Raw genomic sequence first — 16007 nt, forward strand, 5'->3', positions numbered from 1 at the left:
AGGATATGAAAATGCTGCAAATGGACCGACTGTACGAAGCTGTGGAAGCCCGTGGCCCGGTGTGCGTGGGTCTGGACACCGATTTTACCTACCTGCCGGAGGATTTTGTGGATTCGGCCCTGACCGCCGGGGAAAACATCTTCCGCTTCAACAAAGAGATCATCGAGGCCACCAAAGAGGTGGCCGGCTGCTATAAAGTGCAGATCGCTTACTACGAGTCCTACGGGCTGGACGGCCTGACCGCCTACAAAAACACCTTGGCCTATCTGCGCAGCCGCAACCTGCCCGTCATTGCGGACGTGAAGCGCGGCGACATTGCCAAGACCGCCGAAATGTACGCCAAGGCCCATTTCGAGGGGGACTTTGAGGCCGATTTCATGACGCTGGCTCCCTACATGGGCATGGACTCCATCGAGCCCTACACCAAGTACATGCGGGAAAAAGGCAAGGGCGTGTTTGTGCTGTGCCGCACCTCCAACGGCGGCGCCAGGGACTTTGAATACGAAAAGCTGGCCGACGGCCGCCACGTGTACGATCTGGTGGGCGACAAGCTGACCGCTTTCGGCCGGGACTACCTGGGCGAGCACGGCTACTCCAGCGTGGGGCTCGTCATCGGCGGCACCCACATCGAAGAGGCCAAGGAGATCCGCGCCAAATACAAGGATGCGTTCTTCCTGATCCCCGGCTACGGCGCCCAGGGCGGCAAGGCCGAGGACATCGCCCAGTACCTGTCCAACGGAAACGGCGGCACCGTGAACTCCAGCCGCGGCATTCTGCTGGCGTACAAAAAACAGCCCGGCACCGGCTTTGCCGAGGCCGCTTACAACGAGTGCGTGAACATGAAGGAGGCCATTGCGGATGCGTGCAGCAAACTGTGAAGTTGTGGTCCTGCGCAATGAAAAGCAGGCGGAGAACATTCTGCTGCTGACCGCTTTGTGGGACGCGTCCACCCCCGCGCCCAAAGCGGGGCAGTTCTACATGCTGCGCGCCTGGGGCGCAGACGAAGCGCCGCTTCTGTCCCGCCCCATCAGCCTGCACAGCTTTGACCCGGAACTGCGGGAGATCTCTTTCCTGTACGAGGTCAAGGGCACCGGTACCGAAAAGCTGGCGGCCCTGGGCACCGGCGACCATCTGCAGCTGACCGGCCCCGCGGGCAACGGCTTTCCCATCGAGGGGAAAAAGGTGGCTCTGGCGGGCGGCGGCATCGGCACCGCGCCGCTGCTGCAGCTGGCAAAGGAACTGAAAAACGCGGGGGCCGAAGTGCACTTCTTCGCCGGCTTCCGGGACGAGCCCTATCGCCTGGCGGCCTTTGCGGCCGTGTGCGACAATGTGCAGATCGCCACGGACACAGGCCGGGTGGGCCACCACGGTTTTGTCACCGACCTTTTGGACCCGGAGCAGTTTGACGTGGTGTACACCTGCGGACCCGAGATCATGATGGAAAAAGTGGCCCGCATGTGCTTGGCCAAAGGGGTGCGGGTGTACGTCAGCAAAGAGGCCAAAATGGCCTGCGGTCTGGGCGCGTGCCTGGGCTGCACCTGCAAGTCCAAAAACGGCGGCGTGTCCGTATGCAAGGACGGCCCCGTGTTCGAGGGGAGTGTGTTCTATGGCTGATCTGCGCGTGAACCTGTGCGGAAAGACCCTGCAAAGCCCGGTCATCGCCGCCTCCGGCACCTTCGGCTTCGGCGTGGAATACGAGAACATCGTGGATCTGAAAAAGCTGGGCGCCGTGTCCGGCAAGGGCCTGACGCTGGAAGGCAAGTACGGCAACGAGGGCGAGCGCCTGTGGGAGACGCCCTCGGGCCTCATCAACTCCATCGGCCTGCAGAACCCGGGTGTGCAGCACTTCATTGACAACGAACTGCCCCAGATGCTGCAGCTGGGCTGCGCGTCCATGGCCAACCTGGGCGGCTCCACCATCGAGACTTACGAAGAGGGCGCCCGCCTGCTGGACAAAACCGACATCGACTTCATCGAGCTGAACATCTCCTGCCCCAACGTGAAGGCCGGCGGCATCGCCTACGGCGTCAAGGCCGAGAGCGCCCGCGAGGTGGTCAGCCGGGTGCGCAAGTGCACCTCGAAACCCATGATCGTCAAGCTCAGCCCCAACGCCGAGAACATTGTGGAGATGGCGCTGGCCTGCGAGGAAGCCGGGGCCGACGGCCTCAGCCTGGTGAATACCTTCCAGGCCATGGCCATTGACCTTGAAAAACGGCGTCCGGTGTTCCATAATGTATTTGCGGGCCTGTCCGGTCCGGCCATCCGGCCCATCGCCCTGCGCATGGTCTATCAGGTGTGCGGCGCGGTCAAGGTGCCCGTGGTGGGCCTGGGCGGCATTGCCACCGCCCGCGACGCGCTGGAGTTCATCATGGCCGGCGCCACGGCGGTGCAGGTGGGCACAGCCAATTTCATGGACCCGAAAGCCTGCGAGAAAATTGCGGACGGCATCGCCGGCTGGATGGACGCCCACGGCGTCAAGACCCTGGACGAGATCCGCGGCGCGGCCCGGGTGTAACAAGCAAACGGATATTTTTCAAGATATAAAAGGAGCATCATCATGAACAACGCACTGGAAATTCTCAAATCCTGCGACGCCTTCCTGGAGGGCCACTTCCTGCTGTCCTCGGGCCGTCACTCTTCCGCCTACTGCCAGATGGCTTTCCTGCAGCAGTATCCCGACAAATGCGCCCTGGTCATGGAGAACGTGGCCGAGCAGCTGAAAGACCTGGATGTGGACGTGATCGTCGGCCCGGCCATGGGCGGCATCGTCTACGCCTACGAGCTGGGCCGCCAGCTGGGCAAGCGCGCCATCTTCACCGAGCGTGTGGACAACGTCATGACCCTGAAGCGCTTTGCCATCCAGCCGGGTGAAAAATGCATCATCGCCGAAGACGTGGTCACCACGGGCATCTCTTCTCTGGAGACCAAGCGCGTCATTGAAGAGGCCGGCGGCGAATGCCTGGGCATCGTGTGCGTGGTGGACCGCACCAAGGCGGAAGCTCCGTCTCCCATCCCCATTCTGGCCAGCGCCGTGAAGCTGGATTTGCCCAACTACCTGCCCGAGGAATGCCCCATCTGCAAAGAGGGCAAGCTGCCTCTGGTGCATCTGGGCAGCCGCAAAATGAAAGAGCAGGCCAAACAGACCCTGTAAACGCCTTTTGAATACCGCACAGAAAAGAGGGATTTCCATGAAAGCATATCTGGTACTGGCCAACGGCATGGTGTTCGAGGGCGAAAACTTTGGCGCCGCGGGCACCAGCGTGGGCGAGGTGGTGTTCAACACCGGCATGGTGGGCTACGAGGAAACGCTCACCGACCCCAGCTATTACGGCCAGATCATCACCCAGACCTACCCCCTGGTGGGCAACTATGGCGTGAACGGCGAGGACGCGGAGTCCTGCCGCATCCATGCCTTCGGTTACATTGTGCGCGAAGTGTGTGACGCACCGTCCAACTTCCGCTGCAAAGAGACGCTGGACGCCTTTTTGAAACAGCAGAACATCATCGGCCTGCAGGGCGTGGACACCCGCCGGCTGACCCGCATCATCCGCGAATCCGGCGTGATGAACGGCGCGCTGACCACGGAGTACGACAGTGCCGAGGCCGCCCTGGCCGACACGGCGCTGATGGAGCGCATCCGCGCCTACGCGGTCACCGATGCGGTGGACAGCGTCACCGTGGACCACGAGGAGACCTATCACGAAGAGGGCGAGTTCCATGTGGCCCTGATGGACTTCGGCTACAAGCGCAACATTCTGCGCAGCCTGGTACAGCGCGGCTGCAAGGTGACGCTGGTGCCCGGCCGCACCACCGCCCAGCGGCTGAAAGAGCTGAACGTGGACGGCATCATGCTGTCCAACGGCCCCGGCGACCCGGCCGAAAACGTGCAGATCATTGAGAATCTGAAAGACATTCTGGCCATGAACAAGCCGGTGTTCGGCATCTGCCTGGGCCATCAGCTGACTGCGCTGGCCATGGGCGCCAAAACCGCCAAGCTGAAATACGGCCACCGCGGCGTGAACCAGCCGGTCACCGATTTCGCCAAAAACCGCACCTTCATCACCAGCCAGAACCACGGCTATGCAGTGGTGGCGGACACGGTGGACACATCCATTGCCGAAGTGAGCCACGTGAACGCCAACGACGGCACCGTGGAGGGCGTGCGCTATAAAAACATGCCCTGCTTCACCGTGCAGTTCCATCCCGAGGCCTGCGGCGGCCCGCGGGACACGGCGTATCTGTTTGACGAATTTGTATCCATGATGAAAGGGGGCCATTGAGATGCCCAAAGATCCATCCATTAAAAAGGTGCTGGTCATCGGTTCCGGCCCCATCATCATCGGCCAGGCGGCCGAATTTGACTACTCCGGCACCCAGGCCTGCCGCGCTCTGAAAAGCGAGGGCATCGAAGTAGTGCTGGTCAACTCCAACCCCGCCACCATCATGACGGACCCCAACATCGCCGACCGGGTGTATGTGGAGCCCATGACCGTGGAGATTCTGGAGCGCATCATCGAAAAGGAAAAACCCGACTCCATCCTGCCCAACCTGGGCGGTCAGATGGGGCTGAACCTGGCCATGGAGCTGTACCGCAACGGCTATCTGGAAAAGGCGGGCGTGCGTCTGCTGGGCTGCAAGCCCGACACCATTGACCGCGCCGAAGACCGCCAGCTGTTCAAGGACACCATGGAGAAACTGGGCGAGCCGGTCATTCCTTCCAAAGTGGTGGAAAGTCTGGACGACGCGCTGGACTTTGCCAAGGTCATCGGCTATCCGGTCATCGTGCGGCCCGCCTTCACCATGGGCGGCACCGGCGGCGGCATCTGCGACGACGAGGAGTCTCTGCGGGAGATCGGCACCAACGGCCTGCGCCTGTCGCCCATCCATCAGGTGCTCATCGAAAAATGCATCGCCGGCTGGAAAGAGATCGAGTACGAGGTCATGCGGGACGGCAAGGGCAACGTGATCACCGTCTGCAACATGGAAAACTTTGACCCCGTGGGCGTGCACACCGGCGACTCCATCGTGGTGGCCCCCAGCCAGACATTGTCCGACAAGGAATACCAGATGCTGCGCACCAGCGCCTTGAACATCATCACCGAGCTGGGCATCGAGGGCGGCTGCAACTGCCAGTTCGCTTTGAAACCCGACAGCTTCGAATACGCGGTCATCGAGGTCAACCCCCGTGTGTCCCGTTCTTCGGCGCTGGCGTCCAAGGCCACGGGCTATCCCATCGCCAAAGTGGCCACCAAAATCGCCATCGGCTACAGCCTGGACGAGATCCCCAACGACGTCACCGGCCAGACCTGCGCCTGCTTTGAGCCCGCGCTGGACTACTGCGTGGTCAAGTTCCCCAAATGGCCCTTTGACAAGTTCGTGTACGCCAAGAAGGACCTGGGCACCCAGATGATGGCCACCGGCGAGGTAATGGCCATCGCCAGCAGCTTCGAGCACGCCATGATGAAAGCCGTCAGCTCCATCGAGCTGGGCCTGGAGACCATGACCCTGCCGGAGCTGGAGAGCCTGCCCGACGAGGAGATCGTCCAGCGTCTGCACCGCTGTGACTCGGACCGGTCCTTTACCGTGTACGAGGCCATCAAGCGCGGCGTCAGCTTTGACGTGATCTACGACATCACCAAAATCGACAAGTGGTTCCTGTCCAAGCTGAAAAAGCTGGCCGATACGGAACTGGCTTTGAAAAACGGCGGCCTGACCGAAGAGCTTTACCGCAAGGCCAAAAAGCAGGGCTTCATGGACAAAACCATCCTGCGCCTTTGCGGCCTCAAGGAGCTGCCCTTTGAAAAGAGCGTGGCCGGGTTCAAGATGGTGGATACCTGCGCCGCGGAATTCAGCGCAAAAACGCCTTATTTCTATTCCAGCTTCGACGAGGAGAACGAGGCGGCCGAGTTTATCGCCGCCCACCCCACGGACAAGAAAAAGGTGCTGGTGTTCGGCTCCGGCCCCATCCGCATCGGTCAGGGCATCGAGTTCGACTACTGCTCGGTCCACTGCACCTGGGTGCTGAAGGAGCACGGGTGCGAGGCCATCATCGTCAACAACAACCCCGAGACGGTCTCCACTGACTTCGATACCGGCGACCGTCTGTACTTTGACCCCCTGACGCCGGAAAGTGTGGAGCACATTATTGCCACGGAAAAACCCTGGGCCTGCGTCGTCCAGTTCGGCGGCCAGACGGCTATCAAGCTGACCAAGCATCTGGCCAAAATGGGTGTGAAGATCCTGGGCACCAGCGCCGACGCCATCGACGAGGCCGAGGACCGCGAGCGCTTTGACGAGCTGCTGGAGAAGTGCGGCATTCCCCGCCCGAAGGGCCACACCGTCTTCACCTGTGAAGAGGCTCTGGCCGCGGGCAGCGATCTGGGTTATCCGGTGCTGCTGCGCCCGTCTTACGTTCTGGGCGGTCAGAACATGATCATCGCCTACAACGAAAACGACGTGAAGGAATACATGGCCATCATCACCAGCCATGTGGACATGGCCAACCCCGTTCTGGTGGACAAGTACCTGATGGGCACCGAGTGCGAGGTGGATGCCATCTGTGACGGCGAGGACTTCCTCATCCCCGGCATGATGGAGCACATCGAGCGCGCGGGCATCCACTCCGGCGACTCCATCTCCATGTATCCGCCCCAGAGCCTGAAGCAGAAAATCAAGGGCACCATCGTGGACTACACCGGCCGTCTGGCCCGTGCGCTGAACGTGGTGGGCCTGATGAACATTCAGTTCGTGGTGTACAACGATCAGGTGTATATCATCGAGGTCAATCCCCGTTCTTCCCGCACCGTGCCCTACATCAGCAAGGTCACCGGCGTTCCCATGGTGGACCTGGCTGTGCGCTGCATGCTGGGCGAAAAGCTGCGGGACATGGGCTACGGCACAGGCCTGTACCCCACCGGGGACTACTGCGCCGTCAAGGTGCCCGTGTTCAGCTTTGAAAAGCTGCACAACGTGGACACCCAGCTGGGCCCGGAGATGAAGAGCACCGGCGAGGTGCTGGGCATTGCCCGCAACTTCGAGGACGCGCTGCTCAAGGGCCTGGTGGGCGCCGGCTACAGCCTGCGTCATCCCACCCCGGGCAAATGCGTCATCCTCACCGTGAAGGACGCGGACAAAAAAGAGCTGGAAGACATTGCCTGGAACTTCAAGGACATGGGCTACAAGCTGTATGCCACCTCCGGCACGGCCTATCATCTGGGCCGCAACATGATCGCCTGCAACGAGGTGCGCAAGCTCAGCGAAGAGCGGCCCAACCTGCGGGATCTGCTGGAGTCGGGTCTGGTGGACTATGTGGTGTCCACTTCTTCCAAGGGACGCATTCCCTCCCACGACAGCGTGCAGCTGCGCCGCAAGACGGTGGAGCTGTCCATTCCCTGTCTGACGGCCATCGATACCGCCAAGGTGCTCATCAAGTGCCTGCGCACAAAACGCACTTTGCGGGACGTGGATCTGGTGGATCTGTCCACTTTGTTCTGATGCTTTCAACAACGCCCCGCCGCACGAAAACCGTGCGGCGGGGCGTTGTTTTTTAATGCTTATTATACAAATAGAATAAATAATTATAAAAATACAAACAGTTTAAAAATATTCAATAAAATTTATGCTATTTTTACTATAAAAAGAATAAAATGTTGAAAAAAATACGATGTTTTTCGAAAAAAGTCTTGTAATATACGTTTTTCAGGCGTATAGTGAGAATTAGAAACAACCCGGGCAGGGGTATCACGATTGAAACAAGGGGGGTTCTGAAAAAAATGACAAGATCGCAGCTGATCACCGCCGTTTCGGAGCAGACGGAGCTGTCCGCCGCGGATGTGGAACGTGTCATGGATTCCGTGTTCGACCACATCATCCATCAGCTTCAGGACGGAAATAAGGTCACCATCGCCGGGTTCGGCCGGTTTGAGATGCGTGAACGCCAGACCAAGGCCTACACCAATCCCAAGACCAAAGTCTCCACCCAGCTGGCGCCCACAAAGATTCCCGGCTTTAAAGCCAGCGGCATCATGAAGCGCCGTCTGTCCGGCGAGGCGGAATAACCCGCGCGCAAATGTTCGGCGCAGAAAGCGGCTGCGCTGCAAAGAAAAAGAAACCAAGGGGGGCAATGCCCCCCTGTTTTTTGCCCGCAACCAAAAAAGCCGTCCCTTGCACAGGGGCGGCTTTTTGAATGGTTGAATATCACTGCTTCACAGGCTCGATGGATGCGATGGACGCCTCAAAAGCGTCTCTCCAGCTGCCGTAGGTGGTGTCAGTAAAAGTGATGGTGTAGGCCCGGTCGGCGTTGAGGCCGATGCCTGTCTGGTAAAGATCAACGCCTGCCACAGTCACACTGTAGTCCATCCGGTAGTAGGGGCAGGGGCCCAGATTGCCGGTGTTGAACGCCACGTCCAGCAGGTACACATCCTCACCGTACTGCTGGGAGAACGCATCCTCAAGCGGTCCCACCAGGTCTTCCAGGACCACGTCGCTGGCCAGGGAACCGTTGTTTTCCATAATTACCACGTTGATGCTGGATCCGTCCGCCGCCTGGTAGATCACGCTGGCACCGGTGCCGCTGGCGTCCACCTGTTCAAAGCCTTCCGGCACGTCAAAGGTGATGGAATAGGCGGTGTAGTCCGCATCCGCCGCTTCGGACGCGGGTTCGGAAACCGATTCCGGCACAGCTTCAGAGACCGAAGAGGCCTGCGAATCTGAAGAGGGCACAGAACTCGGAGCCGAAGACGCCGGTGCGCCGCTGCAGGCCGCCAGCGAGAGGACCGTCATCCATGCACAGATACAAAGAAGCACTTTTTTCATGATTGTTTCCTCTTTTCCTGTAAGATGCCCATCCCTGGGTTTTCCTCATTATACCTCCCTTTTTCCCGTTTGCACAGGTCGCCCTGCATTTTTTTGCAGCCGCTGCAAAGGGCGGCTGTCCGTGTTCCTTTTTGGCGGAAAATGTGCTATGATAGCAAAGGAAAATCGAAACGTCAGGAGAGACACCATGGATTACCGTGAATTGAATGTGCCCGCGCAGATCCACCAGGCGGTGGAACGCATGGGCTTTACCGAGATGACCGAAGTACAGGAAAAAGCCATTCCCCCTATGATGGAAGGGCGGGACATCATCGCCAAGGCCCCCACGGGCACCGGCAAGACCTGCGCCTTCGGCATCCCGCTCATCGCAGGGCTGGACCCGGAGAAGAAATATCCGCAGGCCGTGGTCATGGCGCCCACCCGGGAACTGGCCCAGCAGATCACCGAGGACCTGCGGGATCTGGCGCATTTTTATCCCGAAGTGCGGGTGGTGTGCGTGTACGGCGGCGCCAACATGAACCGCCAGATCGAACAGCTGAAAAAAGGCCCCCAGATCGTGGTGGCCACGCCGGGCCGTCTGCAGGACCATATGAAGCGCTGCACGGTGGATCTGTCCCATGTGGAGACCATTGTGCTGGACGAGGCCGATGAAATGCTGAACATGGGTTTCTACAAAGATGTGCGCCACATTCTGGACACCATCAAGTCCCGCAAGCGGCTGGCCATGTTCTCGGCCACCATCAGCCGCGAGGTCATGGACATCGGCTGGCTGTACCAGCGGGACGCGGAGGAGATCACCGTGCAGCCGGTGGAGGATTCCATGCCCAAGATCGATCAGTACATGATGCTGACCACCGGCCGCAACAAGCTGGCGGACCTGTCGGAGCTGATCGTGAAAAACGGCTACAAGCGTGTCATGGTGTTCTGCAACCAGAAATACACCACCGCCATGCTGGCCAACCAGCTGGCCCGGCTGAATTTCGGGGTGGACTGCCTGCACGGCGACTTGTCCCAGGCCGAGCGCAATAAGATCATGGCCAGCTTTAAGGCCGGCGAGATCCCGGTGCTGGTGGCAACAGACGTGGCGGCCCGCGGCATCGACGTGTCTGAGGTGGATGCGGTATTCAACTACGATGTGCCCGAGTCCAACGAGCAGTACACCCACCGCATCGGCCGCACAGGCCGCGCCCGGCACGAGGGAACGGCCTACATCCTTTATGCCAAGGAAGAGCGCAACCGGGTGCGGGACATGCTGCGCTACACCCGCAACCAGGCGCAGCCCATTGCGTTCAACGAAAACCGGGACATTGTGCCCGCCGAATTTTAAACGAACAATGCCCCGCGCAGGCGGGGCTTTTTTAAACAGAAGGAGAGCTGTATGCTGGAACTTGTTTGCGGGCAAAGCGCCGGCGGAAGCCTGAAAATGGCCAAAAACGGGGCGGATTTTGCCGAGGACGCCCGGGACGTGCTGTGCCCGGAACTGGCCCTGAGCGTGGGAAATCTGCGGGATTTTCCACCGCAGACAGGGCGTGCCGAGGTTTTGCGCGGGCTGTATCAAGCCGTTCGCCGGCAAGCGGACTGCGACGCCGAAGCACAGGCGCAGCGCAACCGGGACGTGCTGGAAAAACTGTGCGCCGCAGCGGCCGACGGAACGCCTGTGCGGGTGTGGACCGCGCCCGCGGCGGAGGAGTGGTGTCTGTTCCTGCTGGCCATGTACCTTTTGCAGAATGCCGGCGGCCCGGTGAGCGCCGTGTGCGTGCCGCTGCTGCAGCCCCGCGCGGACGGAACGCTGTGTGCGCTGCGAAGCCTGGGCGAACTTTCTCCGGAGCAGTGGCATACCTTCCTGCCGCTGGAACAGCCCGTGGACCCGGCGCAGCGCAGGGCCTGGGCCAATTTGTGGAACGCCTCCTTGTGGCAGAGCGCGCCCTTGCGGGTGATGCTGAACGGGACGCTGGCGGGCGTGCCGGAGAATTTCTTCGACAGCCTGCTGTGGGAGAGCCTGCCCCCCGGAAAGGTTTTTTCGGCAGGTGAGGCGGTGGGCTGTGCTTTGTCCCGCCTGCCCGGCGTGCCGGACGGATTTCTGGCCGGGCGGCTGCACCGGTGGACCGGGCAGGGGAAACTGCGGGTCCGGCAGCCGGCGGAATATTATTATGAGACGGTACTGGAACGGACCGAGCTATGAAAAAAAGCCGCCCGCAGGCGGCTTTTGCTTATTTTTTGTGGTCGATGCGCCCCTCGCTTGTCTTGATCAGGTTGAACAGGCTGGTGGCGTACAGGGGGTATTCCTTGGACAGCTTTTCGGTGGTCATGCTGAAGGCGCTGGTGTCCTTCACCGAGCTGCCGGTGCCGATGTCCTCGCCGGACAAAATGGCTTCTACGTTGGCCTCGGCCACATGCATGGCCGCGTCCGCATAACCGGAGTACACACTTTTGCGAACACCGAACAAGCTGCTGGCGTTTTTCGGCCCGGCGTTGTATAATAGACGAAACATCTTGTATACCGCGATCATCAGATACGCCGAAATTTCGCTGACCAGCCCCTTGTCCGGGCAGCTGTTCAGTTTGTCGTACAGGATGTTCAGACTGTTGGAGATCAGCTTTTTGTTGAAGGTGGGCAGCACGCTGCCGTGGAACACGCCGTCCTTGGCAGTCTCCGGATTGGGGATCTCCTCCACCGAAAGAGTCAGACCGCTGCGGTCCGGGCTGCGGCCCAGCAGATAATCACACGAGACGCCGTAAAAGTCCGCCACACGCACCACAAAGTCCAGCCCGCATTCGCGGATGCCTTTTTCGTAGTGCGACAAAAGCGCCTGCGAGACACCCAGCTGCTCGGCGGCCTGTTTTTGCGTAATTCCTTTTTCTTTGCGCAAAAGCGTGATGATGCGGCTAAATTCGGACATTCAGAATACTCCTTCACAATGGACATCAGAAAACAAGGGGCGGCCTCTCAAGCGGAAAAAAGCAAGACTGCCCCTGTACCGATGTTTACGTATGGTAAATTATAAACCAGCAAAAACGTTTTGTAAATATCCAAAACAGGCAAAAAAGTTCGCGTTTTTGGGGCATTTCGACACGGCTCTCAATATGTATGGAGCGCAGGGGCGTGTGGTGCTCAAAATGTAGTATGGACAGGCCGAAAAAAATATAAAAAATTTTTTTGCGTTTCGGGTTACTTTTGGGAAAAACGCCACGGAAAGGAAGAAAATCATGAAAAATTACCGCCTGACACTGATTCGCCACGGCATTACGCAGGGAAACCTGGACGGCATTTATATGGGCAGCGGCACAGACCAGCCCCTGTGCGAAGAGGGGCGCCGCGGCCTGCGGGAGCTGCAGGCCCGCTTTGCCTATCCCCAGCCGGCCACGGTGTTCGCAAGCCCCCTGGCGCGGGCGCTGGAGACCGCGGACATTCTGTTCCCGGCCGCCAGGGACAAGATCATTCTGCAGGATCTGCGGGAAAACGGATTCGGTGTGTTCGAGGGGCGGCGGATCAAAGAGCTTGTCCAGGACGAGGATTTTAAAAAGTGGATGGACCCCACCCAGCACTTCACCCCGGAAGGGGCCGAGCCCCTGGCCGATTTTCACAAGCGGTGCGGCGGGGTGCTGATGGGCATGTTTGAGTACATGATGAAAAGCGGCATCGAAGAGGCGGCCTGCGTGACCCACGGCGGCGTCATCATGAGCATGCTGGCCCAGCGCGGCATGCCCAAGCGCCGGCCCGAGCTGTGGATGGCAGACCCCGGCTGCGGGTACCTGGTGCAGTGCAGCCCGGAGATGTGGATGCGCGACCACATTGTGGAGGTGTGCCAGATCGTGCCCTTCGGCTATCTGGACGACCAGGCTTGACCGCTTTTGGTTGATTGTATGCAGGCGCTGTGCGCTTTTATGACTGCAAAACGGGCGGCCCGCTGTGTGCGGGCCGCCCGTTTTCTTAAAGCAGTTCTACCAGAATGCTGTTCTGCACCAGCATGCCCCGGGGTGTCAGGGAAAAGACGTCTCCCTCCAGACGGGCCAGCCCGTTTTGACACAGGCGCGCCGCAAAAGCGCGCTTTTTTGCGTCCCACTCCACGCCCCATTCCCGGCGCAGACGGGCCAGAGACAACCCGGAAGTCAGGCGCAGCTGCAGCATGACAAAGTCCTCGGCCGTGCAGGTCCCGTCGTCGGTGTAGTCCGCCGGCGTCCGGCAGAAGGCGGCCGTGCCCGCGGGTGTGTAAAAGCGCCGGCCCCTCATGCAGCTGTGGGCCGTGGGGCCCAGCCCCAGATAGTCCCCGCACTCCCAGTAGTTGCGGTTGTGGCGGCCCTCAAAGCCGGGCCGGGCGAAGTTGGAGATCTCGTACTGGGCATAGCCCAGCTGCGCCAGCCGTTCCACGGCCGCCAGATAGAAGTCCGCTGCCGCGTCATCGTCGGGCAGATTCTCCGGCGGCTTGCGGCCGAACACGGTGTTCGGTTCGATTTTTAAAAGATAGCTGCTGATGTGGGTGCAGCCCCCTTCGGCCAGCAGCTCCAGCGTGGCGTTCATCTCGTCCAGGGTGTAGCCGGGCAAAGCCAGCATCACATCGCCGCTGATGTTCTCAAATCCGGCCTCACGGGCCCATTGCAGCGCAAGGCGGCTCTGCACCGCTGTATGGCGTCTTCCCAGCCGGGCAAGCTGGACGTCGGATGCGCTCTGAACGCCGAAAGAAATGCGGTTTACGCCCGCCTGGCGGTATGCTGCGAGGGTTTGGGGCGAAACGGTCTCCGGATTGGCTTCCAGCGTGATCTCCGCACCGGGCACGGGCCCGGCGGCGTCGATCAGCCGGGCTGTCTGGGCGGGCGTCAGCAGCGACGGGGTACCGCCGCCGAAATACAGCGTGTCGGGCCGCAGCGGGGTGGACCCGCAGGGAGAAAAACGATCCATCTCCCGGCACAGTGCATCCACGTAGGCGTCGGGCACGCCGCCCCGGCACGCAGCAGAATAAAAATCACAGTACCGGCATTTGGCGGCACAGTAGGGGATGTGAAGATACAGGCCGAACACAGTCAGACCTCCTTTCCGGGTTTTGCAAGCATGTTCTCACAACCGGTCCAGCAGCTCCTGCAGTTCTCCCAAAAACCGGCACAGGTGAAACCCGTCGCACACGGCGTGGTGCACCTGAACGGAAATCGGAAGCCGGAGCACGCCGTCCTGTTCGGTGTATTTTCCCATGGTGAAGATGGGAAGCAGATAATCGTAGCCCTTCTGCAGATTCAGCTGGAACCCGTCGAAACTCGTCCAGGGGATCATGGACACGGGAAAGGTGTTTTCCGGCGGGTGGGGTTTGCCCAGCATGCGGTGCACCTGGCCGTACCGGCGCAGATCCTCTTCGTATGCGGCGGCAAAGGCATCGTAATCGGCAAAATACGGGGTCCACAGGTTGGAAAACGTCTCCGTGTCTTTGTGAAAAACAGTGTAGCAGGGCAGCATGTCGCTGTAGATGCCCGGCTGGCCGTCTGCGCCGATGGCCGTGCGGAATTCCTCGTGCCGGTTGACCACGGTCGTGATGGCGTGCAGCATGGCCGGGTACAGCTTGCGGCCGCTTTTTCGCCATGCACGGATGTCCAGCTTCGCCGTCATGCTGTACGTGCAGGGGACGGCGGAAAAATAGTGATCGAAATATTCCGCGCGGGGCCAGTCAGCCTTGCGGATGGTCTGAAACGTCATGGTGCGGATTCTCCTTTCCGGGGTATGAAAAAAGGCGGCAGAACAGGATCTGCCGCCCCAATGGGTTTGTTTTTAATAGGCTTTGCCCCAGACCACCATGGTTTTGGCGGGTTTTCCGCAGCAGGGGCACACGTCGGACAGATGCTCCTGTTCGAAGGGCATGCAGCGGCTGGACAGACCGGCCTTTTCTTTCATCAGTTCCTCGCAGGCCTCGTCGCCGCACCACATGGTTTTGATGTAGCCGCTCTCTTTGTCGGCAATGGCCATCACTTCGTCCATGGTGGTGGCGGTGAAGGTGCGGTTTTTGCGGTTTTCCAGCGCGCGGTCAAACAGCTGCTTGGAGATGTGGACCAGCTGCTCGGGGATGACCGTCTCCAGGTCGGCCAGCGGCGTGAACATCTTTTCCCGGTCGGTGCGGCGCACCAGCACGCACTGCTCTTTTTCCATGTCCTTGGGGCCGATCTCCAGGCGCAGGGGAACGCCCTTCATCTCCCACTGGGCAAACTTCCAGCCCGGGCTGTTGTCGCTGGCGTCCAGCTTCACCCGGCAAAATTTGGACAGGCGGGCGCGCAGTTCCTCGGCTTTTTCCATGACGCCGGGCTTGTGGGCCGCCACGGGCACGATGACCACCTGATAGGGAGCCACGGCCGGGGGCAGGATCAGGCCCTCGTCGTCGCCGTGGGTCATGATGATGGCGCCCACCAGGCGGGTGGACACGCCCCAGCTGGTCTGATGCGGATACTGCAGGGTGTTGTCGCGGCCGGTGAAGGTCACGTCAAAGGCGCGGGAGAATCCGTCGCCGAAGTAGTGGCTGGTGCCGGACTGCAGCGCCTTGCCGTCGTGCATCATGGCCTCGATGGTGTATGTGGCCTCGGCGCCGGCAAATTTCTCCTTGTCGGTCTTTTTGCCTTTCAATACCGGGATGTTCAGCTCTTCCTCGCAGAATTCCGCGTAGGTGTTCAGCTGCTGCTCGGTCTCGGCAATGGCCTCTTCGGCGGTCTCGTGAATGGTGTGGCCCTCCTGCCACCAGAACTCACGGCTGCGCAGGAAGGGGCGGGTGGTCTTTTCCCAGCGAACCACGCTGCACCACTGGTTGTACTTCATGGGCAGATCGCGCCAGGAATGCAGCACGTGGGCAAAATGGTCGCAGAACAGCGTCTCCGAAGTGGGGCGCACGCACAGCCGGTCCTCCAGCTGCTCGCTGCCGCCCATGGTCACCCAGGCCACTTCCGGGGCAAAGCCCTCCACGTGGTCCTTTTCCTTCTGCAGCAGGCTTTCGGGGATGAAGATGGGCATGGCCACGTTCTCGTGGCCGGTGGCTTTAAAGCGCGCGTCCAGCAGTTTCTGGATGTTCTCCCAAATGGCATAGCCGTAAGGGCGCAGGATAACGCAGCCCTTCACCGCGGAATAATCCACCAGCTCCGCTTTCAGGCAGATGTCGGTGTACCACTGGGCAAAGTCTTCGTTGATGGGGGTGATGGCCTCCACCATTTTCTTGTTGTCTTTCATGTGT

At 60.2% G+C, this 16007-nt stretch carries 15 protein-coding genes; 10 read left to right on the forward strand and 5 right to left on the reverse strand.

Annotation, left to right across the window (positions count from 1 at the left end; genetic code table 11):
- Nucleotides 1-14: 14 nt before the first annotated feature.
- The 7 genes from pyrF (at nucleotide 15) to ACKTS9_RS12635 (ending at nucleotide 8057) form a co-directional block, all read left to right on the forward strand.
- Entirely contained in the window at nucleotides 15-878 is an 864-nt protein-coding gene (gene pyrF, locus ACKTS9_RS12605; RefSeq protein ID WP_407882124.1) for an orotidine-5'-phosphate decarboxylase, read from the forward strand.
- Entirely contained in the window at nucleotides 859-1614 is a 756-nt protein-coding gene (locus ACKTS9_RS12610; RefSeq protein ID WP_349216154.1) for a dihydroorotate dehydrogenase electron transfer subunit, read from the forward strand. The genes pyrF and ACKTS9_RS12610 overlap by 20 nt, the downstream gene beginning before the upstream one ends.
- Nucleotides 1607-2515 (forward strand): dihydroorotate dehydrogenase, encoded by a 909-nt coding sequence (locus ACKTS9_RS12615; RefSeq protein ID WP_407881183.1) that lies wholly within the window; start codon nucleotides 1607-1609, stop codon nucleotides 2513-2515. Before ACKTS9_RS12610 ends, ACKTS9_RS12615 begins: the two co-directional genes overlap by 8 nt.
- Before the next feature lie 42 nt (nucleotides 2516-2557).
- Nucleotides 2558-3151, forward strand: a complete 594-nt coding sequence (pyrE, locus tag ACKTS9_RS12620; protein ID WP_349216156.1) for an orotate phosphoribosyltransferase — start codon at nucleotides 2558-2560, stop codon at nucleotides 3149-3151.
- 37 nt (nucleotides 3152-3188) lie between these two features.
- Complete coding sequence (locus ACKTS9_RS12625) at nucleotides 3189-4280, forward strand: carbamoyl phosphate synthase small subunit (protein ID WP_407881186.1); 1092 nt, start codon at nucleotides 3189-3191, stop codon at nucleotides 4278-4280.
- A 1-nt stretch (nucleotide 4281) separates the two neighbouring features.
- A complete protein-coding gene (gene carB, locus ACKTS9_RS12630; RefSeq protein WP_349216158.1) occupies nucleotides 4282-7494 on the forward strand; it encodes a carbamoyl-phosphate synthase large subunit in 3213 nt (1070 codons plus the stop codon).
- Nucleotides 7495-7772: 278 nt separating this feature from the next.
- Nucleotides 7773-8057 carry an HU family DNA-binding protein gene (locus ACKTS9_RS12635; RefSeq protein WP_349216159.1) on the forward strand — a complete coding sequence of 95 codons (285 nt, stop codon included), beginning with the start codon at nucleotides 7773-7775 and terminating at the stop codon, nucleotides 8055-8057.
- 139 nt (nucleotides 8058-8196) lie between these two features.
- Here ACKTS9_RS12635 and ACKTS9_RS12640 read toward each other — a convergent pair whose 3' ends face one another.
- Nucleotides 8197-8814, reverse strand: a complete 618-nt coding sequence (locus tag ACKTS9_RS12640) for a hypothetical protein (RefSeq protein ID WP_349216160.1) — start codon at nucleotides 8812-8814, stop codon at nucleotides 8197-8199.
- Nucleotides 8815-9001: 187 nt separating this feature from the next.
- On the opposite strand from ACKTS9_RS12640, the gene ACKTS9_RS12645 reads away from it, so the two are divergent.
- A complete protein-coding gene (locus ACKTS9_RS12645) occupies nucleotides 9002-10141 on the forward strand; it encodes a DEAD/DEAH box helicase (protein WP_407881190.1) in 1140 nt (379 codons plus the stop codon).
- A gap of 51 nt (nucleotides 10142-10192) precedes the next feature.
- Nucleotides 10193-10996 carry a DUF1835 domain-containing protein gene (locus tag ACKTS9_RS12650; protein WP_407881192.1) on the forward strand — a complete coding sequence of 268 codons (804 nt, stop codon included), beginning with the start codon at nucleotides 10193-10195 and terminating at the stop codon, nucleotides 10994-10996.
- A gap of 28 nt (nucleotides 10997-11024) precedes the next feature.
- Here the strand turns inward: ACKTS9_RS12650 and ACKTS9_RS12655 are convergent, their stop codons facing one another.
- A complete protein-coding gene (locus ACKTS9_RS12655; RefSeq protein ID WP_349216163.1) occupies nucleotides 11025-11714 on the reverse strand; it encodes a helix-turn-helix domain-containing protein in 690 nt (229 codons plus the stop codon).
- Between the two features lie 307 nt (nucleotides 11715-12021).
- Between ACKTS9_RS12655 and ACKTS9_RS12660 the strand changes: the two genes are divergently transcribed.
- Nucleotides 12022-12660, forward strand: coding sequence for a histidine phosphatase family protein (locus ACKTS9_RS12660; RefSeq protein ID WP_407881195.1), 639 nt, complete (start codon nucleotides 12022-12024; stop codon nucleotides 12658-12660).
- An 85-nt stretch (nucleotides 12661-12745) separates the two neighbouring features.
- Here the strand turns inward: ACKTS9_RS12660 and hemW are convergent, their stop codons facing one another.
- The 3 genes from hemW to proS form a co-directional block, all read right to left on the reverse strand.
- Nucleotides 12746-13831: a radical SAM family heme chaperone HemW gene (hemW, locus tag ACKTS9_RS12665; RefSeq protein ID WP_407881197.1), complete on the reverse strand. Its 1086-nt coding sequence runs from the start codon at nucleotides 13829-13831 to the stop codon at nucleotides 12746-12748.
- Nucleotides 13832-13867: 36 nt separating this feature from the next.
- Entirely contained in the window at nucleotides 13868-14494 is a 627-nt protein-coding gene (gene catA / locus ACKTS9_RS12670) for a type A chloramphenicol O-acetyltransferase (RefSeq protein WP_407881200.1), read from the reverse strand.
- Between the two features lie 72 nt (nucleotides 14495-14566).
- Nucleotides 14567-16003 (reverse strand): proline--tRNA ligase, encoded by a 1437-nt coding sequence (proS, locus tag ACKTS9_RS12675; protein ID WP_349215575.1) that lies wholly within the window; start codon nucleotides 16001-16003, stop codon nucleotides 14567-14569.
- Between the last annotated feature and the right edge of the window lie 4 nt (nucleotides 16004-16007).

The sequence above is a fragment of the Owariibacterium komagatae genome (genome assembly GCF_045865535.1).
Classification (GTDB): Bacteria; Bacillota; Clostridia; order Oscillospirales; family Ruminococcaceae; genus Ruthenibacterium; species Ruthenibacterium komagatae.